This window comes from Pseudomonas sp. CAU 1711, from assembly GCF_039888625.1.
In the GTDB taxonomy this organism is placed as follows: Bacteria; Pseudomonadota; Gammaproteobacteria; order Pseudomonadales; family Pseudomonadaceae; genus Aquipseudomonas.
This window is the reverse complement of sequence record NZ_JBDQQT010000017.1, coordinates 90,301-105,292: the sequence shown is the minus strand read 5'-3', so window position 1 is coordinate 105,292 and position 14,992 is coordinate 90,301. Positions and strand designations below refer to the sequence as shown.

The 14,992-nt window shown below is 67.4% G+C and carries 9 protein-coding genes; all 9 read left to right on the top strand.

What is annotated here, in order from left to right:
* The first annotated feature begins 11 nt into the window (after positions 1-11).
* From AAFN46_RS18260 to AAFN46_RS18220, 9 genes are read left to right on the top strand one after another with little or no spacing between them, the layout of a single operon-like run.
* Entirely contained in the window at positions 12-488 is a 477-nt protein-coding gene (locus tag AAFN46_RS18260; RefSeq protein ID WP_347810119.1) for a chemotaxis protein CheW, read from the top strand.
* Complete coding sequence (locus AAFN46_RS18255) at positions 475-1,998, top strand: CheR family methyltransferase (protein ID WP_347810118.1); 1,524 nt, start codon at positions 475-477, stop codon at positions 1,996-1,998. The genes AAFN46_RS18260 and AAFN46_RS18255 overlap by 14 nt, the downstream gene beginning before the upstream one ends.
* Positions 1,983-2,585: a chemotaxis protein CheW gene (locus tag AAFN46_RS18250; protein ID WP_347810117.1), complete on the top strand. Its 603-nt coding sequence runs from the start codon at positions 1,983-1,985 to the stop codon at positions 2,583-2,585. Before AAFN46_RS18255 ends, AAFN46_RS18250 begins: the two co-directional genes overlap by 16 nt.
* 21 nt (positions 2,586-2,606) lie before the next feature.
* Positions 2,607-4,232, top strand: a complete 1,626-nt coding sequence (locus AAFN46_RS18245; protein ID WP_347810116.1) for a methyl-accepting chemotaxis protein — start codon at positions 2,607-2,609, stop codon at positions 4,230-4,232.
* Between the two features lie 28 nt (positions 4,233-4,260).
* The gene (locus AAFN46_RS18240) at positions 4,261-6,132 is read left to right on the top strand and encodes a HAMP domain-containing methyl-accepting chemotaxis protein (RefSeq protein WP_347810115.1); all 1,872 of its coding nucleotides are present in this window, start codon (positions 4,261-4,263) and stop codon (positions 6,130-6,132) included.
* A gap of 51 nt (positions 6,133-6,183) precedes the next feature.
* Positions 6,184-7,941, top strand: coding sequence for a HAMP domain-containing methyl-accepting chemotaxis protein (locus tag AAFN46_RS18235; protein ID WP_347810114.1), 1,758 nt, complete (start codon positions 6,184-6,186; stop codon positions 7,939-7,941).
* Between the two features lie 7 nt (positions 7,942-7,948).
* Complete coding sequence (locus AAFN46_RS18230) at positions 7,949-10,168, top strand: response regulator (RefSeq protein WP_347810113.1); 2,220 nt, start codon at positions 7,949-7,951, stop codon at positions 10,166-10,168.
* Between the two features lie 11 nt (positions 10,169-10,179).
* The gene (locus AAFN46_RS18225) at positions 10,180-11,238 is read left to right on the top strand and encodes a chemotaxis protein CheB (protein ID WP_347810112.1); all 1,059 of its coding nucleotides are present in this window, start codon (positions 10,180-10,182) and stop codon (positions 11,236-11,238) included.
* Between the two features lie 2 nt (positions 11,239-11,240).
* Entirely contained in the window at positions 11,241-14,819 is a 3,579-nt protein-coding gene (locus AAFN46_RS18220; RefSeq protein ID WP_347810111.1) for an EAL domain-containing protein, read from the top strand.
* Positions 14,820-14,992: the final 173 nt, after the last annotated feature.

The window sequence follows — 14,992 nt, the reverse complement described above, 5'->3', positions numbered from 1 at the left end:
TGGATGCCTCTATGGACAGATTCTCAGTGCTGCCCTTTCGGCTAGCTGGGCAGCAGTTGGCGGTACCCTTGGAAAACGTCATCCGGGTGATCCCCGCGTTGAAGTGCACCCCTTTGCCAGGGGCGCCGCAAACCGTACTGGGCTTGGTAAACCTGCGCGGCCAGATGGTGCCGGTCATCGACTTGGCGCGTTGCTTCTCCTGGCCCTCGTCGCCACTTGCCCTGTGGCAGCCCTTCCTCTGGCTGCGCAGCCACCAGCGCGACCTGCTGGCTCCGGTCGATGCGGTGGAGACGGCCTGCGAATGCATCGCCGAGCACCTGTTCGAGGCCGACCGCCCGCAGGTGCCGTCCCAGCGCATACGCGGAGTGCTGCGCACCGACGAAGGCATGCTGTTGATTCAGGATGTCGAGCAGCTGCTTTCCGACGCGGAGGAGCAGCAGCTACAGCTCGCCCTGGAGACGGTGGAGAGCGGCGATGACGACGCTTGAGCCGATCTGCTCGCCGCGCGTGCTGGAGGTCCTGGCCGCCAAGGTGCTCCAGCACCTCGGCCTGGACTTCACCGGCAAGCGCACCACCGACCTGTCGCGGCGCCTGCAGCTGCTGGCCCTGGAGCAGGAGCGCGACCCCGCCGCCTGGATGGAGAGCCTGGCCTTCGGCGACTGGGACGAGACGCTGATGCGGGACCTGATTCCCGCCTTCACGGTCGGCGAGACCTATTTTCGCCGCGACGCCGAGGCCCTCGACTGGCTCGCCAGGCAGCATCTCGGGCCGCTGCTGCAGCGCCGCCGGCAGGCTGGCCATCGCCATCTGCGGTTGTGGAGCGCGGCATGCTGCACGGGTGAGGAGCCCTACAGCCTGCTGTTCCTGCTCGACGAATTGCTCAAGGAGGAGCGCGACGGCTGGAAGCTGGAGTTGATGGCGAGCGATATCAACGACGCCTTCCTCGCCCGCGCGGAGCAGGGCTGCTACGGCCCCAGTGCGTTTCGCGGCAGCGAGGAAGGTTTTCGCCGCCGCTATTTCCAGGCCGAGGGGCGGCTCTGGCGGGTACGCCCCGCCTGGCGCGGGCGCATTCGCTTCCTGCGCCACAACCTGGCCGCCGAGGCCTTGCCGGACCCGGCCAAGGGGCTGGCCGCGCTCGACGTCATCCTGTGCCGCAACGTGCTGATGTACTTCTCGGCCGAACGCGCGGCCGCCACCCTGCGCCGCCTGTTGAGCTGCCTGGCGGAGGATGGCGTCCTGCTGCTCAGCGCGGTCGAGGCCGGCCTCGCCACGCAGGCGGGGTTTAAGGGTTTCTGGGCCGGTAGCAACTACGCGCTGAGCGCGTCCGGGCAGGTCGCGGGGCCGGCGCCATTGCCACCGGCGCCCTGGGGCGAGGTGGCGCGTCCGCGCCCGCAGCCGGTGCGGCGAGCCGCATTGCCCGTCCGCCCCCAGGTGCCGCCACCGGCGCCGGTGCAGCAGGCGCCCGTGGTACCGCCGAGCGGCGATCCGCTCGCCGATATCGAACGCCTGTTGGCCTGTGCCGAGCAGGCGCAGGCGCGTGAGTCGCTGCTCGCCTACCTGGCCTTGCCCGGGCTCGGCATGGCGCAGCGCCTGGATGCCTGCCTGTTGATGGCGCGCAGTTGGGCCGACCAGCAGCGTACGGCGCAGGCCCGGGAGTGGCTGCAGCGTGCGCTGGATATCGACCCGACCGCGCTTGCCGCGCAGTGGCTGCAAGCGCTGCTGGCCAGGCAGGAGGGGGACTCGCAAGCGGCCCTGCAGGCCCTGCGCAAGGTGCTCTATCTCGACCCGGAATGCGCCATGGCGCATTTCCATAGCGGCCTGCTGCTGCGCGCCGGCGGGCGCCGTGAGGACGGCGACAGGGCCCTGCGGCAGTGCCGCCAACTGACGCTGAGGAACCCGGCGGATGCCCTGGTGCCGCTGGGCGACGGCCTCGGCTACGAGCAACTGCGCCAGCTATGCGATCAGCTACTGGAGGGAGCCACATGTCCGAGCCACTGATCGACGACAGCGCCTGGGTGAAGCTGCGCGAGCGCCTCGCCGGCCTGGAGCGGAGCCTGGAGCGCAATGCCCTGGAGGACGACCATGAGGAGCTTCTGCTGCAGCGCACCCGGCAGTGGGCGCGCAGCGAGGCGCGGGGCGACGCGGGCGAGCTGCTGGAGGTGCTGCGCTTCACCCTCGGCGAGGAGCTCTACGCGGTGGAGAGCCGCCACGTCTCGACGGTGATGCCTCTACCGCAGTTCACCCCCCTGCCGGGTACGCCATCCTTCGTGCTGGGCATCGTCAGCGTGCGTGGCCATATCGTCTCGGTGCTGGATCTGCGGGTGCTGTTCGAACTGCCCATCGAGGGCCTCTCCGATCGCAACTATCTGGTGGTGCTGCGCAGCGAGGACATGGAGTTTGGCCTGCTGGCCGACCAGATTCGTGGCATCGGCCAGCTTGCCCAGAGCAATTTGCAGCCGGAGCTGGCCAACCTGAAGGGCATCCGTGCCGACTATCTGCTCGGCGTCACGCTCGACCAGACCACTGTGCTGGACGGCGCGCGCCTGCTCGGCGACCGCAACCTGCGCATTCGCGCCGATGACTGAACAACCGGCAAGGAGGGAGTCATGCTGGCAAATCTGTTGAACCTGCGGATCGGTAGCAAGCTGATGCTGGTGTTCGCGGCGCTGATCCTGGGCTTCGCTGCGCTGCTGTACATCACCCTGGAGCGTTTCGTCGCGCTGCAGCAGCAGGAGGAACAGCAGTTCACCCGGCGCTACGAGCGGGTGAGCGACGTCAAGGATCTGCTGATCAATATCAACCGGCAGCGCATCGGGATTCAGACGGCGCTGAATGGCAAGCTGGACGGCCTGGAGGACAGCATCGACGCCTCCATGCGCAAGAATGACCTGCTACTGGAGCAGTTGGAGGCTCAAGCCCAGGATGAGCAGACGAAGGAGCTGATCGGAGAGATCAAGGGCGTGCGTGCCGCTTACGTCGCCGGCCGTGATAGCGAGCTGCTGCCGCTGCTGCGAGCCGGGCGGATGGATGAGGCTCGCGCCCTGATCGATGGGCCACAGCGCTCGCGGGTCGAGCGTTTGCATGGCTTGGCCGAACAACTGGTCGAGCGAACCAACCAAAGCATCGCCGAGAGCGCGGCACAGTCGCGCCTGGTGCTGGAGAGCCTGCGGCAGGAGATCATGCAGGCCGGTACCGTTCTGGTGTTGGTTGGTGCGCTACTGGCCTGGCTGCTCAGCCGGCATATCGCCCAGCCGCTGGCACGCATGACCGGTCTGGCCGAGCAGATCGGCCGTGGCGAGATTCCCCGCGATCTGGCCGACAATCCCCGCCAGGACGAGGTCGGCCGCCTGAATCAGGCTTTCGTCAACATGAGCCAGTACCTGCGCGAACTGGTCAAGGACCTTAACGAGAGCATCTCTGTGCTGGCCAGCGCCAGCGAGGAGATTCTCGCGGTGACCACCCAGGTGGCCTCCAGCACCCAGGAAACGGCCACGGCGATCAGCGAGATCGCCACCACGGTGGAGGAGGTCAAGCAGGCGGCGGTGCTGTCGGGCAGCCAGTCGCAGGCGGTCAGCGAGAGCACCGAGCGCACGCGCCAGGTGGCGCAGAGCGGGCTGCAGGCGGTGGAGCAGAACCTGCAGGGCATGGGGCAGATTCGCGAGCAGATGCAGGCGGTAGCCGAGAGCATCATGCGCCTGGGCGAGCAGAGCCAGACCATCGGCGAGATCGTGGCCTCGGTCAACGACCTGGCCGAGCAGTCCAACCTGCTGGGGGTCAATGCCTCGATCGAGGCGGTCAAGGCCGGCGAGGCGGGCAAGGGCTTCTCGGTGGTGGCGCAGGAGGTGAAGACCCTGGCCGAGCAGTCCAAGCAGGCCACGGCCCAGGTGCGCGGCATCCTGGGCGACATCCAGAAGGCCATGACCCGCGCGGTGATGCTGGCTGAGGAGGGCAGCAAGTCGGTGGAGGGCGGTTACCAGCGGGCGCAGAGCAGCGGCGAGGCGATCCGCACCCTGGGCAACAGTGTCGAGGAGTCCAGCGAGGTGGCGATGCAGATCGCCGCCAGCAGCCAGCAACAGATGATCGGCATGGAGCAGATCGGCGGCGCCATGGAGAACATCCGCCAGGCCAGCCAGGACAACGTGGCCGGCGCCCGTCAGGTCGATTTGGCGGCGCGCAACCTGCACGAGCTCGGGGTGAAGCTCAAGGGCCTCGCGGCCCGTTTCAAACTCTGAGTTGATACGGAGCGAGGGGAGGAAGCCCATGGGGTTCGATCTGAGCAACTTACGCACCGGCAGCAAGCTGATCCTGACTTTCGGCATGATCATCGTCGGCTTCGCCGGCCTGCTGCTCATGGCCCAGTTCAGCCTGCAGGAGATACAGGCCAAACAGCAGGATCTCTTCGATGGAGCGGTCGCGCGCGAGCTGGACCTGCGCGAACTGCGCAACGGCCTGGACGCCGTCCGCGCTGATCTATTGGCTCTGACCCTGAGCGCCGACCCACAGCAGCGCGCCGATCTGGAGGCGGGCATTCAGCAGCGTGTCACTCAGGACGAGGAACTCTTTCGCCGGCTCATGGCCCAGGCACAGGGCGAGAGTGAGGCGGCAAGCCTGCTGCGCGAGCTGCATGGCCTGTGGCAGGCCTTCAACCAGACCCGCGAGCGCAACATCTTCCCCCTGCTGCGTGCAGGGCAGGTCGATCAGGCCCGCCTCCTGATTCTCGGCATCCAGGCCGAGCGGGTGGTGAAGATCCGCGAGCTGGGGCAGAGGCTCACGGCCCAGATGCAGACGCAAACCAGCGAGCAGTTACGCGACAGCGAGGCCCTGCTGACTCGCCAGAGCGGTCTGTTTCTTGGCGTCGGCGGGCTGCTGGTCGGCCTCACGGTCTTGTTCGCCTGGGCCCTGACCCGCGACCTTGCGCGCCCCCTGGGCCAACTCACCGCCTGGGCCGAGCGGATCAGCCGCGGCGAGATTCCTCGGGAGCTGGGCTTCAGCCGGCGGCTGGACGAGGTGGGCCTGCTGGGCCAGGCCTTCACCCGCATGGGCGAGTATCTCCTGGCGCTAGCGGAAAAGGCCGAGGCGCTGGCCCGCGGCGAGCTGCCCGAGAACGCGCCGTTGTCCGAGCACGACGTGTTGGGCCAGGCCTTCGCCCGTACCGGCCAGTATTTCCAGACCCTGGCCGGCAAGGCCGAGCGCCTGGCGCGCGGTGAGCTGCAGGGTGAGTTGCAGCCCGCTTCCGAGCGCGATGTCCTGGGGCGGGCCTTCGCGGCCATGATCGGAAACCTGCGCAACCTGGTTCAGGAACTGCACGAGAGCATCTCGATGCTGGCCAGCGCCAGCGAGGAGATTCTCGCGGTGACCACCCAGGTGGCCTCCAGCACCCAGGAAACGGCCACGGCGATCAGCGAGATCGCCACCACGGTGGAGGAGGTCAAGCAGGCGGCGGTGCTGTCGGGCAGCCAGTCGCAGGCGGTCAGCGAGAGCACCGAGCGCACGCGCCAGGTGGCGCAGAGCGGGCTGCAGGCGGTGGAGCAGAACCTGCAGGGCATGGGGCAGATTCGCGAGCAGATGCAGGCGGTGGCCGAGAGCATCATGCGCCTGGGCGAGCAGAGCCAGACCATCGGCGAGATTGTGGCTTCGGTCAACGACTTGGCCGAGCAGTCCAACCTGCTGGGGGTCAATGCCTCGATCGAGGCGGTCAAGGCCGGCGAGGCGGGCAAGGGCTTCTCGGTGGTGGCGCAGGAGGTGAAGACCCTGGCCGAGCAGTCCAAGCAGGCCACGGCCCAGGTGCGCGGCATCCTGGGCGACATCCAGAAGGCCATGACCCGCGCGGTGATGCTGGCCGAGGAAGGCAGCAAGTCGGTGGAGGGCGGTTACCAGCGGGCGCAGAGCAGCGGCGAGGCGATTCGTACCCTGGGCAACAGCGTCGAGGAGTCCAGCGAGGTGGCGATGCAGATCGCCGCCAGCAGCCAGCAGCAGATGGTCGGCATGGAGCAGATCGGCGGCGCCATGGAGAGCATCCGCCAGGCCAGCCAGGACAACGTGGCCGGCGCCCGTCAGGTCGATTTGGCGGCGCGCAACCTGCACGAGCTCGGGGTGAAACTCAAGGGCCTTGCGGCCCAGTTCAAGCTGTGAAACGGCATGTTTGCCGAAGGCATCAGCACTGCGCGGATAAGGAGAAGCAAGATGCTGGACAAGCTGGTGAATCTACAGATAGGTAGCAAGCTGATGCTGGCGTTCTGCTTGCTGATTCTGGGCTTCGGTGGTGTGCAGTTCGTGACCCTGGAACGTTTCTCCAACCAGCAGAAGGCCGATGCGCTGCTGTTCCAGCGGACCTACGCGCGCGTATCCGATATCAAGGAGGTGCTGACCAACATCTTGCGCCAGCGTGCCGATCTGCTGCTGGTGATCAGCCAGACCGAGTCGGACCAGCGCCAGGCCTACCTGGATGCCGTCGAGAAGAACTCGCGACGCAACGACCTGCTGCTGCAGCAGCTGCATGCCAGCCTCGGCGATGACGCCGAAATGAGCGCCATCCTGAGTGAGTTGCAGCAGGTGCGGGCAGACTTCGTGCAGACGCGCGATACCCGCATCGCCCCATTGATCCAGGAAGGTCGGATAGACGAGGCGCGCAGCCTGGCCGTGGGCGTTCAGGCCCAGCGGATGGAGCGTATGAATACCCTCGGCGAGCAGCTGGTGGAGCTTAGCGGGCAGCGTGTCGCCGAGTCGGTCGTCCGCTCACAGCAGAACTTGGCTGCCCAGCGTGAGTTCGCCCTGCTGCTGGGGTTGGTCCTGGTCGGGCTGAGCGTGCTGCTGGCCTGGTTGTTCAGCCGGCATATCGCTCACCCGCTGGCGCGCCTGACCGATTGGGCGGAGCAGATCAGCGCTGGAGAAATTCCCCGCGACATCCGCGATGAGACACGGCGCGATGAGGTCGGGCGCCTATCCCTGGCCTTTACACGCATGGGCCACTACCTGCTGGGCCTGGCCGCCAAGGCCGAAAGCCTGGCACAGGGCCAGTTGCACGAGGACATCCAGCCCGTCACCGAGCGCGACGTCCTGGGTCGTGCCTTCACCGCCATGGTGCGCAATCTGCGCAACCTGGTCGGCGAATTGCACGAGGGTATTTCGGTGCTGGCCAGCGCCAGCGAGGAGATTCTCGCGGTGACCACCCAGGTGGCCTCCAGCACCCAGGAGACGGCCACGGCGATCAGCGAGATCGCCACCACGGTGGAGGAGGTCAAGCAGGCGGCGGTGCTGTCGGGCAACCAGTCGCAGGCGGTCAGCGAGAGCACCGAGCGCACCCGTCAGGTGGCGCAGAGCGGGCTGCAGGCGGTGGAGCAGAACCTGCAGGGCATGGGGCAGATTCGCGAGCAGATGCAGGCGGTGGCCGAGAGCATCATGCGCCTGGGCGAGCAGAGCCAGATGATTGGCGAGATCGTGGCCTCGGTCAACGACCTGGCCGAGCAGTCCAACCTGCTGGGGGTCAATGCCTCGATCGAGGCGGTCAAGGCCGGCGAGGCGGGCAAGGGCTTCTCGGTGGTGGCGCAGGAGGTGAAGACCCTGGCCGAGCAGTCCAAGCAGGCCACGGCCCAAGTGCGCGGCATCCTGGGCGACATCCAGAAGGCGATGACCCGCGCGGTGATGCTGGCCGAGGAAGGCAGCAAGGCGGTGGAGGGCGGTTACCAGCGGGCGCAGAGCAGCGGCGAGGCGATCCGCACCCTGGGTGGCAGTGTCGAGGAGTCCAGCGAGGTGGCGATGCAGATCGCCGCCAGCAGCCAGCAGCAGATGATCGGCATGGAGCAGATCGGCGGCGCCATGGAAAGCATCCGCCAGGCCAGCCAGGACAACGTGGCCGGTGCCCGCCAGGTCGACCTGGCGGCGCGCAACCTGCACGAGCTCGGCGTGAAGCTCAAGGGCCTCGCGGCCCAGTTCAAGCTGTGAGGATGCCATGAGCCTGGATCGCGAAGAACTCAGGAGAAGGCTGCTGGAGAGCTTCCGCAGCGAGGTGGCCGAGCGTCTGGCGACGCTGGGCGACACGCTGGCGAACTGGCGCGAGCGCAGCGCCGGCCAGGCCGACATCGAGTCCCTGTTTCGCGAGGTGCACAGCATCAAGGGCGCGGCGCGGGCCGCCGGAGTCGGCGAGATCGAGCAACTCTGCCATGCCTGGGAGGGCCTGCTCAGTGCCGTGCGCCACGGCGAGCTGGAGTTGACCGCGGAGCGTGTGGACCTGTGCCGTGTGGCACTGAAGGCGGTGCAGCGGCTGCATGCCGGGCAGACCCTGGACGGCGGCGAACTGGCCCAGGTGATCGACAGCCTCGGCAACAGCAGCGCGGATCGCGAGGTACGACTGCCCGTGCTGGAGACGGCACTGCCCGAGGCGCAAGCCGACCAAGCCCCGGCCGCCACAGCTGCAGGCACGGTGCGCGTGGCCACCCAGCGCCTGGACGGCCTGCTGTTCCATTGCGAGGTGTTGCTGCAACACAAGCTGGAGGCGGCCGCCCATGCCCGCGGCCTGCAGGAACATGCGCTGGCCTTCGAGGCGCAGCGCAGCAGGCGCAGGATCGGCAACGGCGCCATCAAGCGCCTGCGTGACGGTATCGAGGACTTTCCCGTCGCCGTCCGCGACGACCTCAAGGGGCTGCTCGATCATCTGGACTGGAGCCAGGACCAACTCGACCGCCTGCACTTCGGCGCGGCGCGCCTGGCGCGGGCCGGCAACCATCTGGCGCAGGGCCTGGCGCTGCTGTCCGAGGCGCTGAGCACGGAGATGCAGGGCGTGCTGCTGCTGTCCGGCCGCAGTCTGCTGGAAGGCATGCCGGCCATGGTCCAGGACCTCGCCGCCCAGGCGGGCAAGCGCGTGGAACTGCAGGTGCGCGGCGAGAGTCTGCAGATCGACAAGCGCATCCTCGAGGAGCTGCGGGTGGTGCTCACCCATTTGCTGCGCAACGCGGTGGACCATGGCCTGGAAACGCCGCAGCAGCGCGGCGCCGAGGGCAAGGGGGCCGTCGGCAAGCTGAGTGTCGAACTGCTGCAGGAGTCGGCCGATGCCTTCGAGCTGCGCGTCGCCGACGACGGGCGTGGCCTGGATACCCAGGCTCTGCGCGCCAAGGCGGTGGCCGAGGGGCGGCTGAGCGAGGAGCAGGCCGAGGGCCTGGACGAGCGCGAGGCGCGGGCCCTGATCTTCGCCTCCGGTCTCTCCACCAGCGCGATGATCACCGACATCTCCGGGCGCGGCCTCGGCATGGCCATCGTCCAGGACAGCGTGGAGCGCCTGGGCGGGCGCATCGATCTGGAGTCGAGCCCGGGGCAGGGGACCTGTTTCCATCTGCACCTGCCGCTCAGCCTGTCGACCTTCCGCGCGGTGATAGTGCGCAACGCCGAACGGGTCTTCGCCGTGCCGGCGCTCGCCGTGGAGCGCTGCCTGCGCCTGCCGGCGAGCGTCGTGCGCACCCTGGAGAACCGCCCGTCTGTGGTCTACGAAGGCGAAGTGCTGCCGCTCTGGCCGCTGGGCGACGTGCTCGGCCTAGTGCAGCCGCCGCCCGCCGGCGGCGAGCTGACCCTGTTGCTGCTCAGGGTGCGCGGCGAGCGCTTCCTGCTGCTGGTGGAGGAGTTGCTGGGCGATCAGGAGATAGTCGTCAAGGGCCTGGGGCGCCAGCTGTTGAGGGTGCGCAACCTGATGGGCGCCACGCTGCTGGGTGATGGCCAGCTGGTGCCCATCCTGCACCCCGTCGACCTCTATCACAGCGCCCAGGCGGCGCAGGGCACCAGCCTCGGCCAGCAGGCGCAGGCGCGCAAGACGGAGGCGGCGCAGCGCCTGCTGGTGGCCGAGGACTCCTTCACTTCGCGCGGCCTGCTCAAGGCGATACTCGAGGCGGCCGGCTACCGGGTCACCACCGCCAACGACGGCCTGGAGGCCTGGAATGCGTTGAAGCAGGCGCAGTTCGACCTGCTGGTATCGGACGTGGAGATGCCGCGTCTGGATGGTTTCACCCTCACCAGCCGCATCCGTGCCGACCGCGAACTGGCGGATCTGCCGGTGGTGCTGGTCACCGCGTTGCATTCCGCCGAGGACCGCGCTCGCGGGCTCGAGGCGGGGGCCAACGCCTATCTGGTCAAGAGTGGCTTCGAGCAGGACAGCCTGCTCGAGGTCATTCGCCGGCTCATCTGAGGAGTAGCGAGATGCGCGTACTGATAGTGGATGACTCGTCGGTAAGCCGCATGCTGGTGCGTGCCGTGCTCGAAGGCGAAGGCTACGAGGTGCGCGAGGCCCAGGATGGAGACGAGGCCTTGCGGCTGCTGGCGGCCTACACCCCGGACATCATCACCATGGACGTGCATATGCCGGGCATGGACGGCTACGAGACCACCGCGCGCATCCTCGAACTGTATGCCCTGCCGGTGGTGATTGTCACCGCCAGCGTCGACCACTTCGCCTCGAGCACGGCGATGCGGGCGCTGGAGGCCGGCGCGTTGGCCGTGCTGGAGAAACCGACGTCGCCGACTTCGCTGGACTTCGCCGATTGCGTCGATGAACTGTTGCGCACCCTGCGCAGCATGTCGCAGGTGAAAATCGTCCGCCGCAAGCGCAGAACCCCCGAGGATGTCGGCGAGGCTTCTCCGCTGGTGACCTTCGGCGCGGAGTGCGACCCCCAGCTGGTGGCCATCGCCGCCTCGGCCGGAGGGCCGCTGGCGCTCAAGGCCTTCCTGCAGCGGCTGGAGCCGCAGCCCTGGCCCCTGGTGCTGGTGCAGCACATAGCCCCCGGCTTCCTGCCCAGCTTCCGGGATTGGCTGGCGACCCTGACCGGCATGCAGGTACAGGTGGCCGAGCAGGGCCGGCGCCTGGTGGCGAACAATCTGTATCTGGCGCCCGATGCTCACCATCTGGGCTTTTCCGCCGACCGCCGCGTGGTGCTGGACAGCAGCCCGCCCGAGGAGCATGTGCGACCGGCCGCCAATCACCTGTTTCGCTCGGTGGCCAAGTGCTTCGGCAAGCGGGCGATCGGCATTCAGATGTCCGGCATGGGCCGCGACGGTGCCCAGGGGCTGGCCGAGCTGCATCGCTGCGGCGCCCTGACCCTGGTGCAGGAGCCCTCCAGCGCCGTGATCGATTCCATGCCCAGGGCCGCCATCGCCCTGCAGGCCGCGCGCCAGGTACTGCCACCGGAAGGCATAGCGCAGGTGCTCAACGCCATAGCCGCGCGCATGGTCGCGCCGAACGGAAGCGACAGGAGGGAATGACCATGTTCGCAAACGCAGACATCCTGGTGGTCGAGGACAGTCCGACCCAGGCCACGGAGTTGCAGTACATGCTCGAAACGGTCGGCTGCAAGGTGCGCGTGGCGCACAACGGCCGCGAGGCGCTGGAAATGGTGGCGAAGAGCAAACCGACCATCGTCATCAGCGACATCGTCATGCCGGAGATGGACGGCTACGAGCTGTGCCGCCAGCTCAAGGGCTCGGCCCAGACCGAGAGCATCCCGATCATCCTGGTCACCTCGCTGGCCGATGCCCGCGACGTGGTGCATGGCCTGGCCTCGGGCGCGGACAACTTCATCGTCAAGCCATTCGACGAGAAGTACCTGATGTCGCGCATCCGCTACTTCCTCATCAACCTCGAGCTGCGCACCCATGAGCGCGTGCAGATGGGCGTCGAGGTGGTGCTCGAGGGCGAGCGTCACTTCATCACCGCCGGGCGCCAGCAGATTCTCGACCTGCTGATTTCCACCTACGAGCAGGGCGTGCGCCTGAACCACGAGCTGCAGGCCAAGCACGAGGAGCTGACGCGCACCAACTCGCTGCTCAATTGCCTGTTCCATTTCACCAGCGGCCTGACCGACGCCAAGAGCGAGCGGCATGTCATAGATGCGGCGCTGAAGCGCATCCTCGAGTTCCCCGATGCCGTGGGCGCCTGGCTGCTGCTCGCCGACGCCAAGGACCCCAACGAAGGCGTCAGCGTGAGCGGCGCCTGTGCCCGCGTTTCGAGCTTCCCGCTCGACGCGCTCGGCGACTGCGCCAGCCGTTGTCCCTGTCGGCACGCCTGGTTCAGCGACAATCTCGACCAGCCCTGCAACATCGAGGGCTGCCCGGCGCTGGTCGGCATGTCGGAGGCGGCGGTGCATGCCAGCATCCCGTTGCAGATGGGCAGCGAGATAGTCGGCATGCTCAACGTGGTGCGGCGCGAGGCCAGCCCCTGGTCCAAGGAGGCGCTGGGCGCGTTGGCCTCCATTGGCCGGCAGCTGGCCATGGCGCTGGGCCGCGCGCGCCTGTTCGAGGGTATGGAGCTGCTGGTGGAGCAGCGCACCAAGGCGCTGAGCCAGAGCGAGGCGCTGCTGCGCAAGGTGCTGGACAGCCTGCCGGTGGGGGTGTTCGTCACCGACCAGCAGGGCCGGCTGATCATGAGCAACCCGGAGAGCAGCCTGATCTGGGGTGGCCCGCCGCCCAGCGGCGGGGAAGGCTACGCCCACTATCGCGGCTGGTGGGCCGACAGTGGGGAGCGCGTCACCGAGGATGACTGGTCGATGATGCGTGCCTTGCGCCAGGGCACGATCTCGCGCAACGAGGTCATCGACATCGAGACCTTCACCGGCGAGCGCAAGACCATCCTCAACTCGGCCGTGCCTTTTCATGACATCAACCGGGTGATCCAGGGCGCCATAGTGGTGATCCAGGACATCACCGAGCAGCGCCGCCGCGACCTGGAGAACCGCACCCGCACCCGCGCGGTGGAGGCCAGCGTCAACGCGGTGATCATCACCGACAACGAGCAGCCGGATCAGCCCATCGTCTACGTCAACCCCGCCTTCGAGCGCATCACCGGCTACTCGGCCGATGAGGTGCTGGGGCGCAACTGCCGCTTCCTGCAGGGCGAGGCGCGCGAGCAGGCGGAACTGAACAACATCCGCCGGGCACTGACGGCCCAGGAGGAGGGTGCGGCGCTGCTGCGCAACTATCGCAAGGATGGCTCGGAGTTCTGGAACGATCTGCGCGTGGCGCCGGTGGTCAACGACCGCGGCAAGGTCAGCCACTTCGTCGGCATCCTCCACGACGTGACCGAGAGCAAGCGCTACCAGGAGGAGCTGGAACACCAGGCCAACCACGACAGCCTCACCGGCCTGCCCAATCGTAACCTGCTCAACGACCGCATCGGTCAGGCCATCGTCTTCTCCAGCCGCAGTCGCGGCCAGTTCATCCTGGCCTTCATGGACATCGACCATTTCAAGGTGGTCAACGACAGCCTGGGGCACAGCGCGGGCGACCTGTTGTTGCGGGAGATCGCCGAGCGCCTGCGGGCGAGCGTGCGCGACATCGATACGGTGGCCCGCCTGGGCGGCGACGAGTTCATCGTGCTGCTGGCCGACACCGATCAGCCCAGCGAGCACATCGGCTGGCTGGAACAGCTCAAGGACAGCATCGCCAACCCGCTGATGCTGGAGGGCCAGGAGGTCCAGGTCAGCTGCAGCATAGGCTTCTGCTGCTTCCCCAGCGACGGACAGGACGTCGAGACCCTGTTGCGCAACGCCGACACCGCCATGTACCAGGCCAAGCACCAGGGGCGCAATCGCATCTGCGCCTTCATGCCGGCGATGAACGAGCAGGTGCAGATGCGCCTGGCGATGGAGCGCGAGACCCGCCATGCCCTGCAGAACCAGGAGTTCATCGTCTTCTACCAGCCTCAGCTGGACCTGCAGAGCGGCCGTATGTGCGGTTTCGAGGCGCTGATCCGCTGGAACCGCGGCGGCACCATAGTGCCGCCCGCCGAATTCATTCCCCTGGCCGAGGAGACCGGCTGGATAGTCGCCATCGACTTCTATGTGTTCGAGGTGGTGTGCAAGCAGCTGGCGATCTGGCGGGAGAGCTTCTCCCAGGACCTCTGCGTGGCGGTGAATTTCTCGGCGATCAGCTTCGCCGAGGCGGACTTCACCGAGCGAGTCCTCGCCGTGCTCAAGGCCCAGGGTATTCCACCGACCTGGGTCAAGATCGAGCTGACCGAGACCATCCTGGCCAGCGATGCCGATGTGGTGCAGCAGAAGATGCAGTCGCTGTGCGAACTGGGCGTGCGATTTTCGATCGACGACTTCGGCACCGGCTATTCCTCCCTCGGCTACCTGAAGCGCTTCCCCTTCAGCCAGCTGAAGATCGACCGCAGCTTCATCGCCGACGTGCTCACCGAACCGGACAGCGCCTCGCTGGCCCGCTCGATGATCTCCATCGGCCACAACCTGGGTATCAGGGTCATCGCCGAAGGGGTGGAACTGGCCGAGCAGATGAGCTTCCTGCGCGCCGCCGGCTGCGACGAGCTGCAGGGCTACTACTACTCGCCACCCCTGCCGCCGCAGGCCTGCAAGCAGTTCCTGCAGAGCGGTGGCTCGCTCAAGCTGCCGGAGAACTTGTTCGACGGAGTGGCGCGCCATCTGCTGATCATCGACGACGAGCCGGCCATCCTCAACTCCCTGCGCCGCGCCCTGCGCCTGGAGAACTACCAGATCCTCACTGCCAACTGCAGCGCCGACGCGCTCAACCTGATGGCCACGCACCCGGTCGACGTGGTGCTGAGCGACATGCGCCTGGCCGACATGAGTGGCGTGGATTTCCTGCGCAAGATCAAGATCATCTACCCGGACGCCATCCGCATGGTGCTCAGCGGCACCACCGAAGTCGGCAGCATTCTCAAGGCGGTCAACGAGGGGGTGATCTACCGCTTCATCACCAAGCCCTGGGAGCCCGAGGACCTGCGTAACCAGTTGCGCGAGGCCTTCCAGCAGCGCGAGCTGCACCGGGAGAACAAGCGCCTGCGCGAGCAGTTCGGCGTGGCGCACTGAGCCTTCCGAAGTCGATGGCTTCAGTGGGCGTGGGAATGGCCACGCCCCGGGGAGCCGCTTGCTGTCGCTGTGGCCGCCGCGCCGCCAGCGCGCGCGTAGGAGCGAGCTCTGCTCGCGAAACCCGCGGGTATTGCGAAGTGCCTCCCTGCCTGCGTCTCTCGCCTACTGTGGTG

Bases quoted from the DNA above. Each gene is read 5' to 3' on its own strand.
- AAFN46_RS18250 (WP_347810117.1), top strand. From the start codon at position 1,983: ATGTCCGAGCCACTGATCGACGACAGCGCCTGGGTGAAGCTGCGCGAG.
- AAFN46_RS18260 (WP_347810119.1), top strand. From the start codon at position 12: ATGGACAGATTCTCAGTGCTGCCCTTTCGGCTAGCTGGGCAGCAGTTG.
- AAFN46_RS18245 (WP_347810116.1), top strand. From the start codon at position 2,607: ATGCTGGCAAATCTGTTGAACCTGCGGATCGGTAGCAAGCTGATGCTG.
- AAFN46_RS18255 (WP_347810118.1), top strand. From the start codon at position 475: ATGACGACGCTTGAGCCGATCTGCTCGCCGCGCGTGCTGGAGGTCCTG.
- AAFN46_RS18240 (WP_347810115.1), top strand. From the start codon at position 4,261: ATGGGGTTCGATCTGAGCAACTTACGCACCGGCAGCAAGCTGATCCTG.
- AAFN46_RS18220 (WP_347810111.1), top strand. From the start codon at position 11,241: ATGTTCGCAAACGCAGACATCCTGGTGGTCGAGGACAGTCCGACCCAG.
- AAFN46_RS18225 (WP_347810112.1), top strand. From the start codon at position 10,180: ATGCGCGTACTGATAGTGGATGACTCGTCGGTAAGCCGCATGCTGGTG.
- AAFN46_RS18235 (WP_347810114.1), top strand. From the start codon at position 6,184: ATGCTGGACAAGCTGGTGAATCTACAGATAGGTAGCAAGCTGATGCTG.
- AAFN46_RS18230 (WP_347810113.1), top strand. From the start codon at position 7,949: ATGAGCCTGGATCGCGAAGAACTCAGGAGAAGGCTGCTGGAGAGCTTC.